This is a genomic window from Variovorax saccharolyticus (assembly GCF_030316765.1).
GTDB lineage: Bacteria > Pseudomonadota > Gammaproteobacteria > Burkholderiales > Burkholderiaceae_C > Variovorax > Variovorax saccharolyticus.
The window spans coordinates 103,551-124,651 of the sequence record NZ_JASZYT010000013.1 but is presented as its reverse complement, the minus strand read 5'-3'; the positions used below and the strand labels follow the sequence as shown (position 1 = coordinate 124,651).

The 21,101-nt window shown below is 68.1% G+C and carries 24 protein-coding genes; 16 read left to right on the top strand and 8 right to left on the bottom strand.

Features of this window, described 5'->3' with window-relative positions:
- Positions 1 to 18: 18 nt before the first annotated feature.
- From QTI45_RS31070 to QTI45_RS31060, 3 genes are all read left to right on the top strand, one after another.
- The gene (locus QTI45_RS31070; RefSeq protein ID WP_286657089.1) at positions 19 to 1,344 is read left to right on the top strand and encodes an aspartate aminotransferase family protein; all 1,326 of its coding nucleotides are present in this window, start codon (positions 19 to 21) and stop codon (positions 1,342 to 1,344) included.
- 72 nt (positions 1,345 to 1,416) lie between these two features.
- On the top strand, positions 1,417 to 2,142 hold the full coding sequence (locus tag QTI45_RS31065; RefSeq protein ID WP_286657088.1) for a response regulator: 726 nt from the start codon (positions 1,417 to 1,419) through the stop codon (positions 2,140 to 2,142).
- Between the two features lie 80 nt (positions 2,143 to 2,222).
- On the top strand, positions 2,223 to 2,414 hold the full coding sequence (locus tag QTI45_RS31060) for a hypothetical protein (RefSeq protein ID WP_286373599.1): 192 nt from the start codon (positions 2,223 to 2,225) through the stop codon (positions 2,412 to 2,414).
- Between the two features lie 21 nt (positions 2,415 to 2,435).
- Here QTI45_RS31060 and QTI45_RS31055 read toward each other — a convergent pair whose 3' ends face one another.
- From QTI45_RS31055 to QTI45_RS31040, 4 genes are read right to left on the bottom strand one after another with little or no spacing between them, the layout of a single operon-like run.
- Positions 2,436 to 3,053 carry a hypothetical protein gene (locus QTI45_RS31055; RefSeq protein ID WP_286657087.1) on the bottom strand — a complete coding sequence of 206 codons (618 nt, stop codon included), beginning with the start codon at positions 3,051 to 3,053 and terminating at the stop codon, positions 2,436 to 2,438.
- Between the two features lie 49 nt (positions 3,054 to 3,102).
- Positions 3,103 to 3,342, bottom strand: coding sequence for a hypothetical protein (locus tag QTI45_RS31050; protein ID WP_286657086.1), 240 nt, complete (start codon positions 3,340 to 3,342; stop codon positions 3,103 to 3,105).
- A gap of 45 nt (positions 3,343 to 3,387) precedes the next feature.
- Entirely contained in the window at positions 3,388 to 4,170 is a 783-nt protein-coding gene (locus QTI45_RS31045) for an adenylate/guanylate cyclase domain-containing protein (protein WP_286657085.1), read from the bottom strand.
- Complete coding sequence (locus QTI45_RS31040; protein WP_286657084.1) at positions 4,167 to 5,255, bottom strand: carboxymuconolactone decarboxylase family protein; 1,089 nt, start codon at positions 5,253 to 5,255, stop codon at positions 4,167 to 4,169. The genes QTI45_RS31045 and QTI45_RS31040 overlap by 4 nt, the downstream gene beginning before the upstream one ends.
- A gap of 187 nt (positions 5,256 to 5,442) precedes the next feature.
- Between QTI45_RS31040 and QTI45_RS31035 the strand changes: the two genes are divergently transcribed.
- The 9 genes from QTI45_RS31035 to QTI45_RS30995 all read left to right on the top strand — a co-directional run bounded on the left by QTI45_RS31035 (position 5,443) and on the right by QTI45_RS30995 (position 11,810).
- Positions 5,443 to 5,766: a hypothetical protein gene (locus tag QTI45_RS31035; RefSeq protein ID WP_286657083.1), complete on the top strand. Its 324-nt coding sequence runs from the start codon at positions 5,443 to 5,445 to the stop codon at positions 5,764 to 5,766.
- A gap of 112 nt (positions 5,767 to 5,878) precedes the next feature.
- Positions 5,879 to 6,325, top strand: coding sequence for an SRPBCC family protein (locus tag QTI45_RS31030; RefSeq protein WP_286657082.1), 447 nt, complete (start codon positions 5,879 to 5,881; stop codon positions 6,323 to 6,325).
- 118 nt (positions 6,326 to 6,443) lie between these two features.
- The gene (locus QTI45_RS31025; protein WP_286373606.1) at positions 6,444 to 6,782 is read left to right on the top strand and encodes a trypco2 family protein; all 339 of its coding nucleotides are present in this window, start codon (positions 6,444 to 6,446) and stop codon (positions 6,780 to 6,782) included.
- A 4-nt stretch (positions 6,783 to 6,786) separates the two neighbouring features.
- The gene (locus QTI45_RS31020) at positions 6,787 to 8,868 is read left to right on the top strand and encodes a S1 family serine peptidase (RefSeq protein WP_286657081.1); all 2,082 of its coding nucleotides are present in this window, start codon (positions 6,787 to 6,789) and stop codon (positions 8,866 to 8,868) included.
- A complete protein-coding gene (locus tag QTI45_RS31015; protein WP_286657080.1) occupies positions 8,865 to 9,584 on the top strand; it encodes a hypothetical protein in 720 nt (239 codons plus the stop codon). The genes QTI45_RS31020 and QTI45_RS31015 overlap by 4 nt, the downstream gene beginning before the upstream one ends.
- Positions 9,585 to 9,612: 28 nt before the next feature.
- Positions 9,613 to 10,377, top strand: coding sequence for an SDR family oxidoreductase (locus QTI45_RS31010; protein WP_286657079.1), 765 nt, complete (start codon positions 9,613 to 9,615; stop codon positions 10,375 to 10,377).
- Positions 10,378 to 10,492: 115 nt separating this feature from the next.
- On the top strand, positions 10,493 to 11,152 hold the full coding sequence (locus QTI45_RS31005; RefSeq protein WP_286657078.1) for a retropepsin-like aspartic protease family protein: 660 nt from the start codon (positions 10,493 to 10,495) through the stop codon (positions 11,150 to 11,152).
- Positions 11,153 to 11,181: 29 nt separating this feature from the next.
- Entirely contained in the window at positions 11,182 to 11,451 is a 270-nt protein-coding gene (locus QTI45_RS31000) for an AbrB/MazE/SpoVT family DNA-binding domain-containing protein (RefSeq protein ID WP_286657077.1), read from the top strand.
- Complete coding sequence (locus QTI45_RS30995) at positions 11,451 to 11,810, top strand: type II toxin-antitoxin system PemK/MazF family toxin (RefSeq protein WP_286657076.1); 360 nt, start codon at positions 11,451 to 11,453, stop codon at positions 11,808 to 11,810. The genes QTI45_RS31000 and QTI45_RS30995 overlap by 1 nt, the downstream gene beginning before the upstream one ends.
- 13 nt (positions 11,811 to 11,823) lie before the next feature.
- Here the strand turns inward: QTI45_RS30995 and QTI45_RS30990 are convergent, their stop codons facing one another.
- Genes QTI45_RS30990 through QTI45_RS30975 form a run of 4 tightly spaced genes read right to left on the bottom strand, consistent with a single transcriptional unit; the run spans position 11,824 to position 16,955 of the window.
- Positions 11,824 to 12,954, bottom strand: a complete 1,131-nt coding sequence (locus QTI45_RS30990; RefSeq protein WP_286657075.1) for a 2-aminoethylphosphonate--pyruvate transaminase — start codon at positions 12,952 to 12,954, stop codon at positions 11,824 to 11,826.
- 50 nt (positions 12,955 to 13,004) lie between these two features.
- Positions 13,005 to 14,738 (bottom strand): putative 2-aminoethylphosphonate ABC transporter permease subunit, encoded by a 1,734-nt coding sequence (locus QTI45_RS30985; protein ID WP_286657074.1) that lies wholly within the window; start codon positions 14,736 to 14,738, stop codon positions 13,005 to 13,007.
- Positions 14,735 to 15,892, bottom strand: coding sequence for a putative 2-aminoethylphosphonate ABC transporter ATP-binding protein (locus QTI45_RS30980; RefSeq protein WP_286657073.1), 1,158 nt, complete (start codon positions 15,890 to 15,892; stop codon positions 14,735 to 14,737). The genes QTI45_RS30985 and QTI45_RS30980 overlap by 4 nt, the downstream gene beginning before the upstream one ends.
- 19 nt (positions 15,893 to 15,911) lie before the next feature.
- Complete coding sequence (locus QTI45_RS30975) at positions 15,912 to 16,955, bottom strand: putative 2-aminoethylphosphonate ABC transporter substrate-binding protein (RefSeq protein ID WP_286657072.1); 1,044 nt, start codon at positions 16,953 to 16,955, stop codon at positions 15,912 to 15,914.
- Positions 16,956 to 17,098: 143 nt separating this feature from the next.
- Here QTI45_RS30975 and QTI45_RS30970 point away from each other — a divergent pair, with 143 nt between their 5' ends.
- The 4 genes from QTI45_RS30970 to QTI45_RS30955 are packed head-to-tail and all read left to right on the top strand — an operon-like array spanning position 17,099 to position 21,097.
- A complete protein-coding gene (locus QTI45_RS30970) occupies positions 17,099 to 17,827 on the top strand; it encodes a phosphonate utilization associated transcriptional regulator (protein ID WP_286373615.1) in 729 nt (242 codons plus the stop codon).
- 1 nt (position 17,828) lies between these two features.
- Positions 17,829 to 19,055, top strand: a complete 1,227-nt coding sequence (gene phnA / locus QTI45_RS30965; protein WP_286657071.1) for a phosphonoacetate hydrolase — start codon at positions 17,829 to 17,831, stop codon at positions 19,053 to 19,055.
- Positions 19,056 to 19,088: 33 nt separating this feature from the next.
- Positions 19,089 to 20,525 (top strand): phosphonoacetaldehyde dehydrogenase, encoded by a 1,437-nt coding sequence (phnY, locus tag QTI45_RS30960; RefSeq protein ID WP_444813330.1) that lies wholly within the window; start codon positions 19,089 to 19,091, stop codon positions 20,523 to 20,525.
- A gap of 2 nt (positions 20,526 to 20,527) precedes the next feature.
- On the top strand, positions 20,528 to 21,097 hold the full coding sequence (locus QTI45_RS30955) for a phosphonate degradation HD-domain oxygenase (protein WP_286657069.1): 570 nt from the start codon (positions 20,528 to 20,530) through the stop codon (positions 21,095 to 21,097).
- The last annotated feature ends 4 nt before the right edge of the window (positions 21,098 to 21,101 follow it).

Below are 21,101 nucleotides of genomic sequence, written 5' to 3'. Positions count from 1 at the left end.
TCCCCCGAAACACGAACCATGACCCCCGCCACTCAAGACCTGGACTCGGCACTGGCCGCATTGCTCGATACATTCACCGCGTCCAACCCGGCCAGCCGCGAGTGCTTCGACACGAACGCGCGCTTCCTGCCGGGTGCCAACAGCCGCTCGGTGCTGTTCTATGCGCCCTTCCCCCTCACGATGGCGCGCGGCGAGGGCGCCGTGCTCTGGGACGTCGACGGCCATCGCTATGACGACTTCATCGCCGAGTACACGGCGGGGGTGTACGGCCACTCGGCACCCGAGATCCGGCAGGCGGTGATGGAGGCCATGGAGGGCGGCATCAACCTCACCGGCCACAACCTGCGCGAAGGCCGGCTCGCGCAGCTGATCTGCGAACGCTTTCCCCAGGTCGAGCGGGTGCGCTTCACCAATTCGGGCACCGAAGCCAATCTGATGGCCATCACGGCGGCGCTGCGCTTCACCGGGCGCAAGCGGATCGTCGTGTTTTCGGGCGGCTACCACGGCGGCGTGCTGGGCTTCGGCGCGCAGCCCTCGCCGACCACCGTGCCCTTCGACTTCCTGGTCTTGCCCTACAACGATGCGCAGAGCCTTGGCGCCGCCTTCGCGCGCGAAGGACCGGAGATCGCGGCCGTGCTGGTCGAGCCGATGCTGGGCGCGAGCGGCTGTATCCCGGCGCTGCCGGGCTTTCTGCAGGCCTTGCGCACGGAGACCGAGAAGGCCGGCGCCTTGCTGATCCTCGACGAGGTGATGACCTCCCGGCTGGCCCCGCACGGGCTGGCTGCGCTGCACGGCATCCGGCCGGACCTGACCACGCTGGGCAAGTACATCGGCGGCGGCATGCCCTTCGGCGCCTTCGGAGGTCGCCAGGACATCATGGCGCTGTTCGACCCGCGCAGCGGTCCGCTGGCCCATTCCGGCACCTTCAACAACAACGTGGTCACCATGGCGGCGGGGCACGCCGGCCTGACGCGGCTGTTCACGCCGGAGGCGGCCGGCGCCCTGGCGGCCCGAGGCACGGCGCTGCGGGAGCGGCTCAACGCCCGCTGTGCGCAGGCTGGCGTGGCGCTGCAGTTCACCGGCGTCGGGTCGGTCATGAACGCGCACTTTGCCGACGGCGAGATCCTGCGGCCCGAAGACCTGGAGGCAGTCGACGCGCGACTGCGCAGGCTCTTCTTCTTCCACCTGCTGGCCCGGGGCATCTACGCCTCCCCGCGCGGCTTCATCGTGCTGTCCCTGCCGCTGGACGACGAGGCGATCGCCCGCATGGAAGACGCGGTCGAGGATTTCCTCGCGGTCCACGCGAGGCTGCTGCCGCTCCGATCGCGCCCGGACCGGGGGTAGGACCCCGGGCCGGCCTCGAATCTGGCGCGGTGCCGTTGGCTGAATTCCGGGCCCTTGGCGCAAAATCGCGCCATGGACGCGCTGTCCCGCCTGCTCATCGTCGACGATGACCCGTCGGTGCGCGCGATGCTGCGCGAGTACTTCGAAGCGCACGCCTTCACCGTGGCGGAAGCCGGGAGCGGCGTGCAGATGCGCGAATGCATCGAGCGCGAATTGCCCGACGCCGTGCTGCTGGACATCAGGCTGCCCGGCGAGGACGGCCTGAGCCTGGCCAAGTACCTGCGTGAACGCTACGACCTGGGAATCATCATGGTCACCGCATCGGGCGACGTCATCGACCGTGTCGTCGGCCTGGAGGTCGGGGCCGACGACTACATCGCCAAGCCCTTCGATCCGCGCGAGCTGCTGGCGCGGGTGAAGAGCGTGCTGCGCCGCCTGCAGGCCAAGCCCCCGGCCGGCGCGGCGACGCCGGCCGTGCCCGCAGGCTCGCGCCAGCGCTTCGGCCGCTGCGAGCTGGACGTCGACGCGCGCCGCCTGTTCGAGGCCGACGGCGCCGAAGTGGCGATGACGGCGATGGAGTTCGAACTGCTTCGCGTGTTCCTGGCCAACCCGAACCGCGTGCTGTCGCGCGACCAGCTGCTGATGCACACGCGCAACCGGGAGTGGGAACCCTTCGACCGTTCGATCGACATCCGCATCGGCCGGCTGCGCCGCAAGGTCGAGCCCGAGCCGGCGCACGAGCCGCGTTGCATCCGCACGGTGCGCAACGCCGGCTACATGTATGTGCCGCAGGACTGAAGGGACGAGACTCTATTCGTGCGTGCCAGTGCCCGGATGCATCGCGTGTCTAATTGTTCCCGGGTAAAATATGGCCCCTTATGTCGGACACCCAACTCACCCAGGATGGCCTGCGCTACCTCAAGAAGGCGCCAGGCTCCATCATCACCACCCCGCGCGCCGAATCGATGATGTCGTGCTTCAAGTGCGGCAAGTTCGTCCTGCGCACCTCGATGGCTTCGCGGCGCTTCCTCGGCAAGAACCACCTCGTCTGCGCGCCGAAGTGCGCCTAGGCGCGCCGCGGTCCGACGTCCTCAAGCGCCCGCGCCATGCAGTTCGGCACGCCTTGCCAGCGTCACGGCCGCGACGACCTGCTGGACTGAAAGCGGTCCTTCCAGGTCCACCTCCCCTGTCAGCACGCTCTCCAGCGCCTCCTGTCCGAAGCGGCCGGCCAGCCACGCAAAGGCCGACGTGATCGAGCCGCCGCCGAACTTCGCGCGCAGCGCGGTGGTGGCGGCACGGCTCACTTCGGTGAATGCGTCGTGATCGGCCGCCTCCGAGGCCGCGCGAACGACCATGCTGAAGGCTTCGAGCTTGTCGGCCTCGTTGCGCAGACGGCGGGCCTTCGCCGCACTGTGCGGCGCGCAGCCCAGAAGCGCGGGTTCCAAGAGCTCGCTGAAGATCAGGATCTCGCGCCCTTCCAGCCAGGAGGCGTCGGCTCGCGGCAACGCCTGGACCGCGCGGCCGCGGGCCCTGGATGCGCGCTCGGCGGCAGCTTGCGCAGCGGCACCATCCTCGGCTCGCCAGGCCAGCAGCGGAGACTGCGCCGACCCGTGGAACGCCCATCGGCCCGCGCTGTTGAGACAAGGCGGGTCGCTGGCCGGCGGTCGAGGGTCGGTGAGCGAGAGCAGCAGGTAGGAGGCGGCAGGCATCGGTGCGGGGTCTTGAGCGGAACCGTCGATTGTCACCGCGCGGCCGCTGCTAGCCGTCGATCGGAACACCGCCGCCGAAATGCGCGATCCATTGGTCGAACAGCTCCTGATTCAAGGCCAGCGGGCTGCGCCAGGCACTGAGCATTTCGAGTTGCAACTTCTGGGCCTGCATCAGGCCGTCGAGCCAGGCCGCCTGCCATTCGACAAGGGGCTGGAAGTTGCCGATCAGGTGAGGGAATGGGCCTGTGGTCGGGATGGTCATGCCGGTCTCCGTCAGGTTGTCGGGCAAGCCTAGGTCATGGCCGGGTGCAGTTCAAGCGCGCCAGGGGTCTACTCACTCGCCCGGTTCCACGTAGTAGGTCTGGATCGGCTCCGCCTTGCCCTTGACGCTTGCCGGCGGCATGGGGCGCAGGCGGAACTGGTCACCGACCGTGCGGCGGATGTCTTCCGTGATCAGCAGATCGACCTGGTACGTGCTGGTCAAGCCCTCGACCCGGGAGGCGACGTTGATCGGGTCGCCGGTCACGCTGAACTTCGACAGCCCGGCAGTGCCGATCACGCCCGCCACCACTTCCCCGCCGTGGATGCCGACGCCGAAGCGCAGTTCGGGCAGGCCCTGCTCGCGCAGGGTGGCGTTGTAGCGCGCCAGCGCCGCGCGCATTTCCACGCCGGCCAGCACGGCGTCCCGCGCCTGCCAGGGGTTGGATTCCATGGCACCGAACAGGGCCAGCAGGCCATCGCCCACGAACTCCGTGACGTGCCCGTGGTGGTGGGCGATGGCCGCCGTCATGTGGCGGAAGTAGTCGTTCAGGATGTTCACCGTGACCGCGGGGTCGAGCCGATCGCACAGGGCGGTGAAGCCGCGCAGGTCGGCGAACAGCATCGTCACCTGGCGTCGTTCGGGCGTGAAGGCGTCACCGGTGCGGGTCAGCCGCTCCACCACGTCGGCCGGCACGAAGCGCTCGAACTGGCGTTGCAGCCGCTCCAGTCTTTCGTCGGCGGCCAGCAGCAGGCTCTCGAGCTGGTCGGCCTGGCGCCGGCTGCGCAGCACCAGCGCCGCCAGGCCCGAGAGGACGATCGCCCCGACCCCGGCAAGGACCCAGGCCAGCGCCGTCATTCCAGCAGCATGGCCAGCCGGACGGTCCCGTTCGCCAGGGATGCCACGCCGATGGCTTCGAGCAAGGCGTCGGCGTCGCCCAGTTCGGCACCGAGCGCGCGCGTCTTTTGCTGGATCGACGAAGGTTCGTAGTAGACGGTGTCGCGCGCCCAGGCCAGCAGCCCGGCTTCGCGCTGCGCCAGGCGGGGGCAGTGCAGCGTCGCGATGGCGCTCTCGATCTCCGCCGGGCGCAGCCCCTCTTCGGCCAGCAACCGGTTCGCGTCGGCTTCGCAATGCGGGCAGCCGAGGGTGCGCGCGACCACGGCGAACATCAGCAGCTTCGCGCTGCGGCTCAGCCGGCCCGACTCGAACGCGCCGTCGAGCGCCGCCTTCATGACGGCGCCCGCGCGCAGGCCGGCCAGCGGCGCCGCCACCATGCCGAAGGGGCCGGCGGCCAAGGCGGCCCGATCCGGCGCCGCCTGCACCGGCCTGCGTGGCCCGAACTTCTTCATCAGCGGCAGCGCGAGCTGGAGCACCCACCGGAACGGCCCGCTGGCCATGCGCTCGAACTTCTGTTCCGACGGCACGGCCAGCAGGGTGCTGACGCGGTTGTAGAAGCACCCGATCGAGATCGCGAAGGCGATCTCGCCGATCTGGTCCGGGGTGTAGCCGAGTTCGAGCAGGGCCGTGCGTTCGGCCGCGGCCGGGCGCGGCCGCGAGCGCGCGAGGCTCCGGCAGAAGGCGATGTAGGCGCGTTCCTTGGCGTCCAGCTCGGCCGTCTGGACGTCGCGTTCGACTTGCTGGATGAAGGATTCCGAATAGCCCAGCACCTTCATGTAGGCGCGGTTCGCGCCGTAGCAGTAGCGGCAGGCGTTCTCCTGTGCCGTCACCATGTTGCCCATGCGGTGCAGGCGCTCCGACAGGGCGATCGGCACGTAGTTGGTTGCCTCGTAGGCTGCCTCGCGCAGCCAGCGGTTCGGTGCGACCCGGCGGTCGACCTCCAGGATCTGGGCGCCGCGGCGTTTCAGCTCGGCTTCCCACTCCAGATCGTGGGTCGCCGGCAGGACCGGGTCGCCCCATTTGATTTCGCTCAGCAATACAGCCATCAGCCACTCCACCGAGATCGAACACGAGCGTTCGCCTTGAGGCGAATTCTGCCGCAGCGCCGAGCCGGCCGTTTCCGGCACCGTCGAGCGACCCCGCGTGTGGGGGCGAAACGACAAACACCGCGACTCCCCTTTTGTGTGTGAAATTGCGCAGGCTTCGCAAGCCGGCGCGCCCCACAATTTCTCCATGTCCAGCCCTCGCCTGCCGCTCATCTATCGCCACGCATGGTGGCTCCCGGGCGCCTTCTCGGCACTCGCGGTCGCGCTGGGCGCGGCGGCGCTGCGGCCCTCGGAGCAGGGGCTCCTGCTGACCCTCGCGATCCTGTGTGCCCTGCCCTGGACCTTCCTGCTGCTGCTGCTGGATTTCGGCCCGGGCTTCGCGGATCGCGCTGCCGTCGTCGTCTGCCTGGGGCTGGCCGCGAACGTCGCGCTGCTGTGGTGCTCGACGGCCCTGCTGCGGGCCCGCTTTCGCCAGCGCCGGGGGCTCGCGTTGAACGCGATCGAGGCCTGAGGGCGGTCGGCCAGACCAAGGGTTGTCCCGTATCTTGCGGAATGTCGATTTCCCGCAGGCTCGTTCGACGTGCCACTGAGGGTCATCCTCTGCACATCAGGAGAACACATCCATGTCGACCAATACCGTCCGCCTGCACCGCGTGCTGCGCACCACCCCGGACCGCCTCTATCGCGCCTTCATCGAACCCAGGGCTTTCGAGCGCTGGCTGCCGCCCTTCGGATTCACCGGCCAGGTCCACGCCATGGAGGCCGTGGTCGGGGGCGCCTGGCGCATGTCCTTCACCAATTTCGGCACCGGCCACAGCCATTCGTTCGGCGGCAAATACCTGGAACTGAGCCCCGGCCGGCGCATCGCCTACGACGCGGCCTTCGACGACCCCAACCTGCCCGGCACCATGAAGACCAGCGTGACGCTGACCCCCGTGTCCTGCGGCACCGACCTGTCCATCGTCCAGGAAGGCATCCCCGAAGTGATTCCGGTCGAGATGTGCTACCTGGGCTGGCAGGAGTCGCTGATCGCGCTGGCCCAGCTGGTCGAGCCGGACATTCCGGGCTGACGAGTCCCGCCTTCGGCCGAGGCGGAGGCATCCTGGTCGCTCAAGCGGGGGCGTCTTGTGCTGGCAGGCCCAACCGGTGTACAAGCGTCGAGGTTCCACCCCGACTGGGAAAATCGCCATGGCCGACAACAAGCCGCCCGCCGAAGGATCGGACATCGGGCTTGCCGAGATGCTCGAGAACCTCCGCAGCGAACTTCAGGCCTCGCTGGAGTCGGGCTCGAAGAAGACCGTGCAGTTCGACATCGAGAAGGTCGAGCTCGAACTCAAGGTGGCGGTGTCGAGGAAGGCGAAGGCCGAAGGCGGCATCGCCTTCTGGGTGGTCAAGGCGGGCGCCAATGTCGAGGCCGGGCGCGATGCGGCCCACACCTTCAAGCTGACGCTCACGCCGATGGACCCGGCCACGGGAGCCCGCCTCAGGGTCTCCTCGACCACCCGGCAGGCGCCGTCCGGAGATTGACCACGTGGCCGGCCTCGCGCGCGAACGCCTCGTGCTCGTCAAGGCCACATCGACAGGCGCGCAGGGCGAGTCGTACAGCATAGGCACCGGGTACCTGCTCACGGCCGGCCTGGTGCTGACCGCGAGCCATGTCGTTCCCGAGCTCGAGCTCACCCGGCTCGAGGTGCGCACCGACGACCCGGCCCAATGGCTCGCGGTCCAGCTGCAGCCCGTGTGGCGCGACGCTGCCCTCGACGCCGTGCTGCTTCGCCTGGAGGCGCCCCTGGCCGAGCTGGCCGAGGTGAACTGGGTCGAAGCCGCCTTCGAAGACGACGCCGTGTGGCACTCGAGCGCCTACCCGAAGGCCGGCAGCGTCGACCAGGCCGGCAAGATCGCCTGGAAGACGGTCGGCCTGGGCGGCAAGCTGCAAGCGCTCGGTGGCGGCGGCCAGGGCGCGCGCGAGCTCGAGCTCACCGTGGATGCGCCGCCGCCGGCAGACGAATGGGCCGGCATCTCGGGCGCGCCGGTGTTCGTCGGCGACCGGCTGGCAGGCCTGGTGAAGGAGGTGCCGAAGAGCTTCCAGGGCGGACGGCTGGCTGCCGTGCCGGCCAGCCTTCTGCTGCTGAATCACGGCTTTCGCCTCGCCCTGTCCAAGCCCTGGCTCGATCCTTTGCCGGCGGGCACCTGGGTGCTGGTGGTGGAGGCCGAGAGAAAGAAGAGCAAGACCGGCCTGGCCGACTGGGTCGACGGCGCACTCACCAAGGAGGCGAAGGCGCTGGAGGCCGCGACCGGTGTCCGCTTCGAACCCGCTGCGGTCAGGGTCCGGATCGCGGACGCCCTGGAATCGCCGGGGCACTGGCTGCGATTCGTCAGGGCCCTGTGCCTGGCGCCGGTCGCAGTCTTCGATGCCACCGGCTTCGAGCCCGCCGTCATGCTGGCCCTGGGGGTGCGCGCGGTCGTGCACCGCGGCATCACCTTGACCAGCGTGGCCGACGTGCTGACCCACGACCAGCTGTCGCGGCTGCCGTTCAACATCCAGGAGACCCGGCTCATCCACCACGGCAGCGGCTACCCGCCCAAGGATGTGCGCCATCCCCTGGTCGCGATTCCGGCCGCGATCAAGCGCGGCTGGCAGGAACTCGCGGCGCAGCCCGCCTACCTCGATCTGCCGGCCTACGACGCGGTTCGCTGCCCCTTTCCGTCGACCGATGTCGAGGGTCGAAGCGCGCTCGACCGGGTCCTGATGCTGTGCTCCTTCGGCAAGGAGCACGAGGACAACTGGCTGCGCCTGTCGAACTCGGTGCTGGCCCACTATCCGGACGGCGAGGTCGCCCGGATGCTCGACATGGCATCGCCGCGGCTGGTCGGCCAGGCCCTGTACGAGGGCATCCGCTGGGCCCGCACCTGCCTGGTCGACTGGACCGGCTGGCGCGCCAACGTGTTTTTCGAGTTCGGTGTCCGCCTCGCCTGCTCCGACATGGACGCGGTCGTGCTGATCGAGCAGAGCGCGCACGAAGCCGCGGCCGCCCCTGGCGCGCTGGTCCAGCTGCAGCGCATGGAGGCCCTGTGGTCGCCCGCGCTCTATCGGGCCGCGCCCGAGGACCCGGTCGCCGATGACGAGGCGATCGCGGCGGCACTCGGCGTGCACGATGCGATCGTGCGCCAGCAGCCCGCTCCGGTGGCCGCGACCGCGTTGCCGCACGACGCCACCTTCCGCACCTGCCGCGATCACTTCGACTGGAAGCAGGAGCACATCACGATCGAACCGCACGACCTGCTGCGTTCCACCATCGAGTCGCCCTTCGGCAAGGACCCGCAGGCGGGCGGCCGCTCGCCGCTGCTCTACTCGGCCAACGCAGGCTACGGCAAGGATCTGGACCACAGCATCAAGGAGCGCTGGATCGCGGCCTGGTGCTACCTGTCGCAGCGTCACCCCAAAGAGCAATGGGCGAGCGATCCCGGCCTGCGCGCGGCGCTGCGCAAGCTGGGCAACGACGTGTTGCAGTTCGGGCTTCCCGCGCCCGCCGGCGCTCACCTCAAGGCGATGCGCGATCAGATATTCGAAGTGCTCGACGAACTCGACGACCTGGACGGAGCCGCACCATGACCCCAGAACTGGAGCGCATTCGAGAGCTGAAGACCAGCGCCAAGAACCAGCGCGACCGCGGGATCAAGGGCTACCCCCGGGCGCTCGCGTCGCTCAGGGAGGCCATCGCGCTGGGCGAGGAGGCGGTCCAGGCGCCGCTGCCCGAACTGGCGGCAAGGAGCGCAGCGGAGCTTTGCGACTGTTTCGGGCTGACCGGCGGCATCGAGCGCCGTTGGGCCGACGAGCTCGAGGGCGAGGACCGCATCGCGCACCTCAAGCTGGCGGTGCTGGCCTACGACGCCGGCCATGGCTACGAGAGCGATCCGCGCTACGGCATCTCCAATTCCTACAACCTGGTCAACCGGCTGATCGCGCGCTTGCTGCTGGCGCCGAAAGCGCTGCAGGCCGACCAGCCGCTGGCGCTGGACGGCATCGCCGCGCTGCAGCTGGCGACCGAGTTCGACCGGGCCGCCGCTGTCATCCGCGAGCAGGTGGCGGGCCCGCGCCGCGGCGACTACTGGGCCTGGGCCGACCTGGCCATGATCGAGGTGCTGCTGCTGCGCAGCGCGCCGGAGGCGGCCTATGCGCAATTCCTGGGCCTCGGGCCGCCCGACTTCGCCTACGTGAGCGCCCTGGCGGGGCTGCGTCCGCTGGCGGCGCTGGACATCGGCAGCGCATCGGCGCTGAAGGCTGCGGTCGATCTGCTGGAGGCGCAGCTGCTGCGCCTGCGTGCATGATCGGCCGGTCGCGTTGAAGGAGGCATCCATGTCATTGTTTTCGCTGGCCGGCAAGGTCGCCATCGTCACGGGTTCGTCGCGCGGCATCGGCCGCGCGATCGCGCATCGGCTGGCCGAGCACGGCGCCAGGGTCGTGATCTCCTCGCGCAAGGCCGATGCCTGCGCCGCAGTCCGCGACGAGATCAACCGCGCGCAGGGCGACGGCGCGGCCATTTCCATCCCCGCCAACATTTCGTCGAAGCACGAACTCAAGCACCTGGTCGACCAGACCAACGAGCAGCTCGGGCGGATCGACGTCGTGGTCTGCAACGCGGCGTCGAACCCTCATTTCGGCCCGCTGGGCAGCATCGAGGACGACCAGTTCCGCAAGATCCTCGAGAACAACGTGATCGCCAACCACTGGCTGATCAATTTCGCCGTGCCGCAGATGATCGAGCGCAAGGAAGGCTCGATCATCATCGTGTCGTCGATCGGCGGCCTGCGCGGCTCGCCGGTGATCGGTGCCTACAACATCTCGAAGGCGGCCGACTTCCAGCTGGCGCGCAATCTCGCGGTCGAGTACGGCCCGCACAACGTGCGGGTCAACTGCATCGCGCCCGGACTCATCAAGACCGACTTCGCGCGGGCGCTCTGGGACGATCCCGAGAACCTGCAGCGCCGCACCGCCAGCACGCCGCTGCGGCGCATCGGCGAGCCCGACGAGATCGCCGGCGCAGCGGTGTTCCTCGCCTCGCAGGCCGGCGCCTTCATGACCGGCCAGAGCCTCGTGATCGATGGCGGGGTCAGCTGCTGATTCGCCGCCGCCGGGCGCTTCCAGCCGACCGCTCGGCTGCCGGCGGCTTCGGCTGACGCCGCGAAGCCCCCCGGCGGCGGCATCGTTCGCCTTGTCGTCTCATGCGAGGTATCCCATGTCCGAAGCAACGATCCCCATGCTGCGCCATCTCGCGGGCTGTGCGGCCCTGGCCGCCTGCGTTCTGGCGCTGCCGTCGGCGGCCGCCGCCGAGCCGATCTTCAAATGCGGCAAGACCTACACCAACATGCCGCCGGGGAGCAGCCAGTCGCAGCTCAAATCCAGCGGCTGCGTGCTGGTCGACCCCGCGGGCGGCAGTGCCAAATCGCAGGACATCGCCATCGACGGCAGCCGGCAGATCACGGTTCCGATCGGCGAAGACGGCCGCTTCTGGATCCGCGGCTCGGTCAACGGCTTCCCGGTGCAATTCGTGATCGACAAGGGCGCGACCGTGGACGCCGGCGTCGTCGTCACCGAGGACTTCGCGGCGCGCGCCAATCTGATCGGTGGCGCGCCGGCCCATGTGCAGACCCGCGGCGGCGTGATCGAGGGGCGGCGCATCCAGGGGGTGCCGGCAACCTTCGGGCCGTTCCGGGTTCCGCAGGCCACGGTGGTCGTCGGGCCGCTGGACAGCAAGTCGTCGACCGCCCTGCTCGGCCAGGAACTGCTGTCGCTGTTCGAGGTCACCGCCAACGATCGCGAGATGACGATCGTCAGCAAGGCGGGTGTCCCGGCGCAGACGTTTCAACATGTTGACACAACAAGGCCGCGAAGGTAGAGTACGCGATCCAGATGAATGGAGTTCCGATGCCCGCCGTCAACATCAACGTCAAAGCCGAGCAGACCGTGCAGGAATGGGGCAACGGGCTGGCCGTGCGCCTGACTGCGCCGGTCGCCCGGGCGGCACGGCTGGCGCGGGGCATGCCGATCACCGTCGAAGTCGTCGAGGGCGGCATCTTTCTGCGTGTCGCTGGCGAACCCAAGTTGTCCCTGGCCCAGAAACTGAAGGCATTCGAGCCGTCCAGGCACGGCGGAGAAGTCATGGCGACGGAACGCCTGGGCGCCGAGCGCTTCTGATGCCGAAGCCGGCGCCGTGGGTTCCCGATCGCAGGGACGTCATCTGGATCGACTTCAATCCGCAGGTCGGCCGGGAAATGAAGGACATGCACCCCATGCTGGTGCTCTCGCCCAAGGCGTTCAACGATCGCACCAGCCTCGTGATCGGCTTGCCGATGACGACGGCCTCATACAACGACACCAATCCCTTCGCCATCCGCTTCAGCGGGCCCAAGGACGTGCATAGCTACGTGCTCGCCCATCAACCCAAATCCTTCGACTGGCGGCTGCGCAGAGCCAAGGCACATCCCTGGAAGCAAGTGCCGCCGTCGGTCTTCGAGGCGGCCTGCGAAACGCTGAATCAGATCATCGAGGTCTGAGGCAGCGGCGGCCTTAAGCCAGGGCCGCGGCCGACACCTGCCGGATCCCCATCGCCTTCAGCGTCTCCGCCACGGCGGCGACGGCGCCGGGAATGCCGGCCTCGCCGAAATGCCCCATGCAGCCGACGCGGAAGGTCTCCACCTGCGTCAGCTTGCCCGGGTAGAGGATGTAGCCGCGCTTCTTCACCTCCTGGTAGAAGGTCTTGAAGTCGTACTTCGGGTCGTCCGGCGCGTGGAAGGTCACGATGATCGGCGCCTGGATCGCCGCATCGAGGTAGGTGCGAAAACCCAGCGCGGCCAGTCCCGAGATCAATGCATCGCAATTGCGTGCGTAGCGGCCGCCGCGAGCCTCGAGGCCGCCCTCCTCGAAGTACTGCGTGATGGCCTCGTCGAGTGCCGCCACCACGTGGGTCGGCGGCGTGAATCGCCACTGGGTCGTCTTGCCCATGTAGACCCACTGGTCGTGCAGATCCATCGCGAGCGAATGCGAATTGCCCTCGCACTTTTCGAGCGTGCTGCGCCGGACGATGACGAAGCCCATGCCGGGCACGCCCTCGAGGCACTTGCCGGAAGCCGCGACCACGGCATCGAAGGGCGTCTTGCGCGCATCGATCTCGAGCGCGCCGAAGGAGCTCATCGCATCGACGATCAATCCGCGGCCGTGCCTGGCCACCACCAGCGCGATCTCGTGCAGCGGATTGAGGACGCCGGTCCCGGTCTCGCAGTGGACCAGCGCGACGTGCGTGATCGTCGGGTCCGCCGCCAGCGCGCGGTCCACGTCGGCCGCCGACACCTGCCTGTCCTCGGTGTAGTCGATCGTGGTCAGCTGGCGGCCGAGCACCTTGCAGATGCGCGCGATGCGCTGGCAGTAGGCGCCGTTGTTCGGCACCAGCACGTGGCCGCCGCGCGGCACCACGGTGCCGATGGCCGCCTCGACCGAGAAGGTGCCGCTGCCCTGCAGCGGAACGCATTCGTGCGTGCCCTCCCCGTGCACGATCCGCAGCACCTGCTGGCGGATGCGCGCGGTGATCTGGTTGAAATCCGAATCCCATGATCCCCAGTCGCGCAACATCGCGGCCCGGGTGCGGTCGGACGTGGTCAGCGGACCGGGCGTGAGAAGAATCGGGTGGGAGGCTTGGCTCATGGTGTCTCCAGGTGAGGAAAGATCAGGATGCGATGCGGGGGAGATGGGGTTCAGGTCCGGCGCAGCTGGCGCCAGGCCTGGGTGCGGGCGAGCATCACGCGCGTGAGCAGCGAGTAGGCGATGCAGACCACGGTCGAGGTGGCGACGATCAGGCTCGCGAGCGCCGCCGCGGGACCGATGTCGCCGGCCTCGTCCAGGTGCATGATCGCGACCGAGGCAAGGATGGTCTCCGGCGAGTAGAGGAAGATCGCGCACGAGAGGCTGGCCATCGAGACGACGAAGAAATAGCGACCGATGTCCAGGATCGCCGGCAGGCAGACCGGCACCGTGACCCGCACGAAGGTCTTGAAGAACGGCACCTTGAGCGATGCCGAGACGGCCTCGAATTCGTTGTCGATCTGCTTGAGCGCGGTGATCGCAGTGAGGTGGCTCGAGGTGTAGTAGTGGACGATGGTCGAGACGATCAGGATCGCCATCGTCTGGTAGAGGAAATTGAGCGGGTTCGCCGGGTGGTTGAAGAACATCACGTAGCCCAGGCCCAGCACCAGGCCCGGCACCGCCATCGAGAGCACGGCCATGAGGTGCATCGCCCGCCGCATCAGGCCGAGGTTGCGCGTCTTCTCGATCAGGTAGGCGCCGACGAAGACGATCAGCGAGCCGCCGACCGCGGTGGAGATCGCGAGGATCAGGCTGTTCGTGTAGGCCGCCGCCATGTCGCTCTCCACCAGCGCGAAGTGATAGTGCTTGAGCGTGAAGGACAGGTCGTAGGGCCACAGCTTGATGAGCGAGGTGTAGACCGCCATGCCGATCGTGGCCAGCAGCAGCAGGCAGACCAGCGCGCAGAACCCTGCCAGCAGCGTGTCGCCGAGCCGGTTCGGCTTCGGGCTGTACGGCACCGAGCGCGCCGTGAGCTGCGCCTTGAGCTTGCGGCGCACCGTGTAGTCGATCGCGAAGGAGATGATCGAGGGCACCAGCAGCAGCATGCCGACCACCGCGCCCATCGAGAAGTTGTGCTGCCCGACCACCTGCTTGAAGACGTCCACCGACAGCACGTTGAAGTTGCCGCCGATCACCTTGGGCGCGCCGAAGTCGCTCACCACGTAGGTGAAGACCACGGTCGCGGCGCTGATCAGGCCGTACTTGCACGAGGGCAGCGTGATGGTCGTGAACTGGCGCCAGCCGGGCGTGCGCAGCGCCGTTGCCGCTTCGTAGAGGCGGCCGTCCGCGAGCGACAGCGCCGTGACGAGGATCATCAGCGCGTGCGGGAAGGTGTTGTAGACCTCCGCCAGGATGATGCCGGGGGCGCCGTAGATCGACGCGCCGCCGAGCAGGAACTTGAGCGCGCCCTGGTTGCCGAACCACTGCACGAATGAGATGGCCGAGAGCAGCGAAGGCGCCAGCAGCGGGATCAGCGCGATCAGGCGGAAGGTGGCCTTGACCGGCGCCGGCAGGCAGGTGCGCGTGAGCGCGTAGGCGAAGACGAAGGCGGTGGGCACCGAGATCAGCACGACCACCGTCGAGACCCAGATCGAGTTCCACATGGCCCGCAACAGGCTGGGCGTCTGGAAGTAGGTGATGAAGTGGGTCAGGCCGACGAATCGGCCGTCCTTGTCGAGCACGGCCTTGACCAGGATCGTGAACAGCGGCGCGATCAGGAACACGAAAAGCATCGCCATCACGAGCAGCAGCACGCCGCGCGCGATCAGTTCGTCGCGGCTCCAGCGCATGCCGCCGCGGCCCTGCCACGCGGGCGGCCAGGCCTGGACGCGTGCCAGCGTGTTCATGGGGCGGCCTTCGTGCTGCGCTCTGCGGTACTGGCCGTCCTTTCGCAGAAGGCGCGGATGCGGTTCGAGCGCAGGGCGATGTCGATGCGGTTGCCTTCGCGGATGTCGAGGTCGTGCAGCTGATTGAGCGAGAAGTGCAGGCCGAGGGTCTGGCCGTGCAGCGCGTCGGCCGTGACTTCGGCGATGCACAGCCCGCCGAGGAACTCGACCTTGGTGACCAGCGCGCTGAGGCGGTTGGGCGTTTCGGGCCCCAGGTTCTCGGCAATGCGGTCTTCCGGCCGCAGGTAGAGATTGACCGGGTCGCCCGGCTCGAAGCCGCTGTCGCAGGCGTCGCACTGCAGTTCCATGTCGCCGACGCGAAAGAGGTTGCCGCCCAGCGCATGGCCGCGCAGCACGTTGACCTTGCCGACGAAGTCGGCGACGAAAGGCGTCGCCGGCCGCTCGTAGATGTCCATCGGCGTGCCGACCTGCTCGATCACGCCGTGGTTCATGACCACGATGCGATCGGCCATCGAAAGCGCCTCTTCCTGGTCGTGCGTGACCATGATGGTCGTGATGCCGACCTGCTTCTGCAGCCGGCGGATCTCGCCGCGCAGGCGGATGCGCTCGAGCGCGTCGAGCGCCGACAGCGGCTCGTCGAGCAGCAGCAGGCCCGGCCGCGTGGCCAGCGCACGGGCCAGCGCGACCCGCTGCTGCTGGCCGCCCGAGAGCTGGCTCGGGTACTTCTGGCCCGAAGTCGGCAGGCCGACCAGGGTCAGCAGTTCGTCAACGCGGGCCTTGATGTCCGCCTTCTTCGCCTTGCCGTTGACCAGGCCGTAACCCACGTTGTCGGCGATCGTCAGGTTCGGAAACAGCGCGTATGACTGAAATACGATGCCATAGTCGCGTTTGTCGGGAGGCAGCCACGAGACATCGCGGCCGTTCTGCAGGATGCGCCCGGATGTCTGCGTTTCCAGGCCCGCGATGATGCGCAGCAGCGTGGTCTTGCCGCAGCCCGAGGGGCCGAGAAAGCACAGCATCTCGCCCGGCTTGACCCGCAGGTGCACGTCGCGCAGCGCGCTGAAGGACTCGAAATCCTTGCGGATGCCGACCACCTCCAGGGCGGCGGTGGCCTGCAGTTCGTCGGCGATGAACTTGGCGGCGGTCATATCCATTTTCGGTGCGCCTCCGCGTCTAGTTCGATTTTGCTTCGGCCTTGCCTTCGTAGCGCTTGCTCCACTCCGCGAGGATCCGCTCGCGGTTCTTCGCCGACCAGTTGAGGTCGTTCTTGGCCAGCAGCTTCTCGTAGTTCTCGGGAATGCCTTCGAGCTTCTTCGCCACGCCCGGATAGGCCACGATGGCCCACCAGTTGGAGGTGATCTGGTTGGCCTCCTTGCTGGCCATCCAGTCGGCCAGGCGCTTGGCCTGCTCCATCTTCTTGCTGGTCTTCATGATGCCCGTGGCCTCGATGTCCCAGCCCAGTCCTTCCTTCGGGAAGATCAGCTCGACCGGTGCGCCGGACTTCCTGACCTGGTGCGCGCGGAACTCGAAGGAGATGCCGATCGGGAACTCGCCGGCGCCGGCCTGCTTGCAGGGCTTGGAACCCGAGTGCACGTACTGCGCGATGTTCTCGTGCAGGGCGTCCATGTACTTCCAGCCCTCGGGCTCGCCCCACATCTGGAGCCACGCCGCCACGTCGAGGTAGCCGGTGCCGCTGGAGGCCGGATGCGGCATCACGATGGCGCCCTTGTAGATCGGCTTGGCCAGGTCCTTCCAGCTCTCGGGCTTGGGCAGGCCGCGCTTCTGGGCTTCCACCGTGTTGAAGCAGATGGTGGCGGCCCAGACATCCATGCCGACCCAGGTGGGCGGACGCTTGGTGTCGGAGTAGGCGGGCGTGAGTTCCTTGAAGCCCTTGGGTTCGTAGGCGGCGAGCATGCCCTCCTGCTCCAGCAGGGCGAGGCTGCTGGCGGCGACGCCGGCAACCACGTCGGCCTGCGGATTCGCCTTCTCGGCCAGCAGCTTGGCGGTGACGATGCCGGTCGAGTCGCGGACCCACTTCACCTCGATGTCCGGATTGGCCTTCTCGAAGCCATCCTTGTAGAGCTTCATCGCGTCGGTCTCGAGGGCGGTGTAGACCAGCAGGGGCGTTCGCTGGGCCAGCGCCGCGCCGGCGGCGAGGCTCAGTGCGGCGGCGCACAGGGCCATTGCCAGGGGACGCGTGCTCTTGTGTGTGTTCATCGTGTTCTCCGTGAGAGAGGGTGTGGACGGGTCACTGCCGAGTTCGTCTTTTCGCGCTTCGGTGACGGCAATGTAGATCGTTGATTGAGGACTGTCAATTAAAAATCGTTGACAATTTTCAATCGAGGGGCAGAATGGCGTCCATGGACACGAACAAATCGACCGCAGCCCTGGCCTTCCTGCAGTCCAGCTCGCTTCCCATGCTGGTGCAGGAAGAGATCGAGCGACTCATCATGACCGGCGAACTCGCGGTTGGCAGCCGCATCAACGAGAGCGAGCTGGCGCTGCGCTTCAACACCAGCCGGGGTCCGATTCGCGAGGCCCTGCGGGCGCTCGAAGAAGCCGGCCTGGTGCGGAACGAAAAAAACCGCGGCGTCTTCGTGCGCGAGATCGCCTTCGAGGAAGCGGACGAGATCTACGAACTGCGCGAAGCGCTGGAAGAGATCATCGGCCGCCGCGTGACGCGGGCGATCGCCCCGGACGCGCTCGACCGCCTCAAGGCCATGCTGGAGCCGATGCGGTCGGCCGCCCAGGCCCAGGACCTCGAGCAGTACGCGCAGCTCAACCTGCAGTTCCACGACATCCTGCTCGACACCGCGGGCAGCCAGAAGCTGATCGAGACCTACAAGCGCCTGATCAAGGAGCTGTCGCTGTTCCGGATGCGCGCCCTGGACGGCGGCGGCGGGCTGCGCGTGTCGGTCGACGAACACCGGGAGATCGTCGAGGCCATCGCCTCCGGCGACCCCGAGCGCGCCGGCCGCGTCATGCGCGAGCACGTCGCCGGCAGCCGTGCGCGCATGCACAGGGCGCTGGGCCGCAACGACGCGGCGCAGCGCGCCCCGCTCTCCCCTTCATCTACCAAGGAAGCTTGAAATGACATCGCGGACCATTGAAGTCAATGCCAGGAACTACCGCTGGATGAGCCGTCCGGTGGTCGTGGTTTGTGTGGACGGCTGCGAGCCCGCCTACCTCGACGCCGCCGTGGCGGCCGGTGTCGCGCCTTACCTGGCGCGCATGATCGAGACCGGTGCCAATCTGCTGGCCGACTGCGTGGTGCCGTCGTTCACCAACCCCAACAACCTGTCGATCGTCACCGGTGCGCCACCGGCGGTGCACGGCATCTGCGGCAACTACTTCTTCGACCGCGAGCTCGGCGAGGAAGTCATGATGAACGACCCCAAGTACCTGCGCGCCGGCACCGTTCTCGCTGCCTTCGCCGACGCCGGCGCCAAGGTGGCCGTGGTCACCGCCAAGGACAAGCTGCGCAAGCTGCTGGGCAATCGCATGACGGGCATCTGCTTCTCGTCCGAGAAGGCCGACCAGGCGACGCTGGCCGAGAACGGCATCGACGGCGTGGTCGACCTGGTCGGCATGCCGGTGCCCTCGGTCTACAGCGCCGAGCTGTCCGAGTTCGTCTTCGCCTCCGGCGTCAAGCTGATGGAGACGCGCCGCCCCGACCTGATGTACCTCTCGACCACCGACTACGTGCAGCACAAGGCCGCGCCGGGCAGCCCGGCCGCGAACGCCTTCTACGCGATGATGGACCGCTACCTCGCGCAGCTCGACGCGCTCGGCGCCACCATCGTGCTGACCGCCGACCACGGCATGAACGACAAGCACGGCAGCGACGGCAAGCCCAACGTGATCTATCTGCAGGACGTGCTGGACGGCTGGTACGGCGTCGACCAGGCGCGCGTGATCCTGCCGATCACCGACCCCTACGTGGTGCACCACGGCGCGCTGGGCTCCTTCGCCACCGTCTACGCGCCCGACGAGGCGACCGCAGCGCAGTGGATCCCGCGCCTGCGCGAACTGCCCGGCATGGAGTCGGTGCTGTCGCGTGCGGAGGCCGCCCGGCGCTTCGAACTCCCGCCGGACCGCATCGGCGACATCGTCGTCGTGAGCGAGCGCGACACCGTCATCGGCACCTCGGTCAGCCGGCACGACCTGTCGGCGCTCGAAGTGCCGCTGCGCTCGCATGGCGGGGTGTCGGAGCAGCGGGTGCCGCTGATCTGCAACCGGCCGGTCGAAGGCATCGCGAGCAGCCGCCGGCTGCGCAACTTCGACGCCCTCGACCTGGCCCTGAACCACGCCCAGTAAGTTCGCACGGAAGCACCCACGATGAGCCAGCCCATGCCGAAGCCAGCCGAGATCCACTGCGAAGCCCTGCGCATTGCCGGCGAGCGCGTCTACCGCGACCAGGTGATCGAGGTCAGCTACCCCTACACCGGCGAGGTGATCGCCACCGTGCCGAAGGCCACGCTGGAAGACGTGCGCCGCGCCTATCGCATCGCACGCGACTACAAGCCGACCCTCACGCGCTACGAGCGCTACAGGATCCTGATGCGCGCGGGCGAGATCATCGCCTCGCGCCTCGACGAGATCTCGCGCACGATCACGCTCGAATCCGGCCTCTGCCGCAAGGATTCGCTGTACGAGGTGGGCCGCGCCTCCGACGTGCTGCTGTTCGCCGCCAACCAGGCGCTGGTCGACGACGGCCAGGTGTTCTCCTGCGACCTCACGCACCACGGCAAGAGCCGCAAGGTCTACACGATGCGCGAGCCGCTGCTGGGCGTCATCACGGCGATCACGCCCTTCAACCATCCGCTGAACCAGGTGATCCACAAGGTCGCGCCGGCCATCGCGACCAACAACCGCATCGTGCTCAAGCCGAGCGAGAAGACGCCGCTCACGGCCTTCGTGCTGGCCGACATCCTGTACGAAGCGGGGCTGCCGCCGCAGATGCTGTCGGTCATCACCGGCGATCCGCGCGAGATCGCCGACGAGATGCTGACCCACGAGGACGTCGACCTCGTGACCTTCACGGGCGGTGTCGCGATCGGCAAGTACATCGCCGGCAAGGCGGTCTACAAGCGGCAGATCCTCGAGCTGGGCGGCAACGATCCGATCATCGTGATGGAGGATGCCGACGTCGAGGAGGCCGCCACGCTCGCGGCCAGCGGCTCCTACAAGAACTCCGGCCAGCGCTGCACGGCCATCAAGCGCATGCTGGTGCACGAGGCCGTGGCCGACGAGTTCGTCGAACTGCTGGTGGCCAAGACCCGGGCACTGAAGTACGGCGACCCGATGGACCCGGCCATGGACATGGGCACCGTGATCGACGAGGCGGCGGCGATCCAGTTCGAGGCGGTGGTGAACGAAGCGATCGCGGCCGGCGCGAAACTCCGGTACGGCAACGTGCGCCGCGGCGCGCTGTACTCGCCGACCGTGCTCGACCGGGTCGACCCCGAGATGCGGGTCGCGAGGCACGAGACCTTCGGGCCGGTGTCGCCCGTGATCCGCTTCAAGTCCATCGACGAAGCGATCCGGATCTCCAACGGCACCGCCTACGGCCTGTCGTCGGCCGTCTGCACGAACCGCATGGACTACATCACGCGCTTCATCCGCGAGCTCAACGTCGGCAGCGTCAACGTGCGCGAAGTGCCGGGCTACCGCCTCGAACTCACACCCTTCGGCGGCATCAAGGACTCGGGCCTGGGCTACAAGGAAGGCGTGCTCGAGGCCATGAAGAGCTTCACCAACTGCAAGACCTACTCCCTGCCCTGGTAACCATGAGCCTCTCCATCCCGGACATCGTCGGCCTTTTCGATTCGAAGGGCCAAGCGCAATACGACGGCGAAGCCGTGACGCAGCTCGAGCACGCGCTGCAATCGGCCCACCTGGCCGAACAGGAAGGCGCCGACAGCGCCCTGATCACGGCCGCGCTGCTGCACGACCTCGGTCACCTGCTGCACGACTTCGGCGGCACGCCGACGCAGCAAGGCCTGGACGACGTGCACCAGTACCGCTGCCTGCCCTTCCTGCGCGGGCTCTTCGGGCCGGCAACGCTGGAGCCGATCCGGCTGCACGTGGATGCCAAGCGCTTCCTGTGCGCGCGGGTCGGCGGCTATCTGGAATCGCTGTCGCCCGACTCGAAGCGCAGCCTCGCGCTGCAGGGCGGCGTCTTCGACGAGGCGCAGGCCAGGGCCTTCGAGGCCCTGCCGTTCGCGAGCGACGCGGTCCGGCTGCGGCGCTGGGACGACACCGCCAAGTCCGCAGAAGCCGAGGTGCCGGGGCTGGCGCACTTCGTTCGCCACATGGAGAGCTGCGCGGCGGACCATCGGCGCGTCGTCGAGGTTTAAGGCA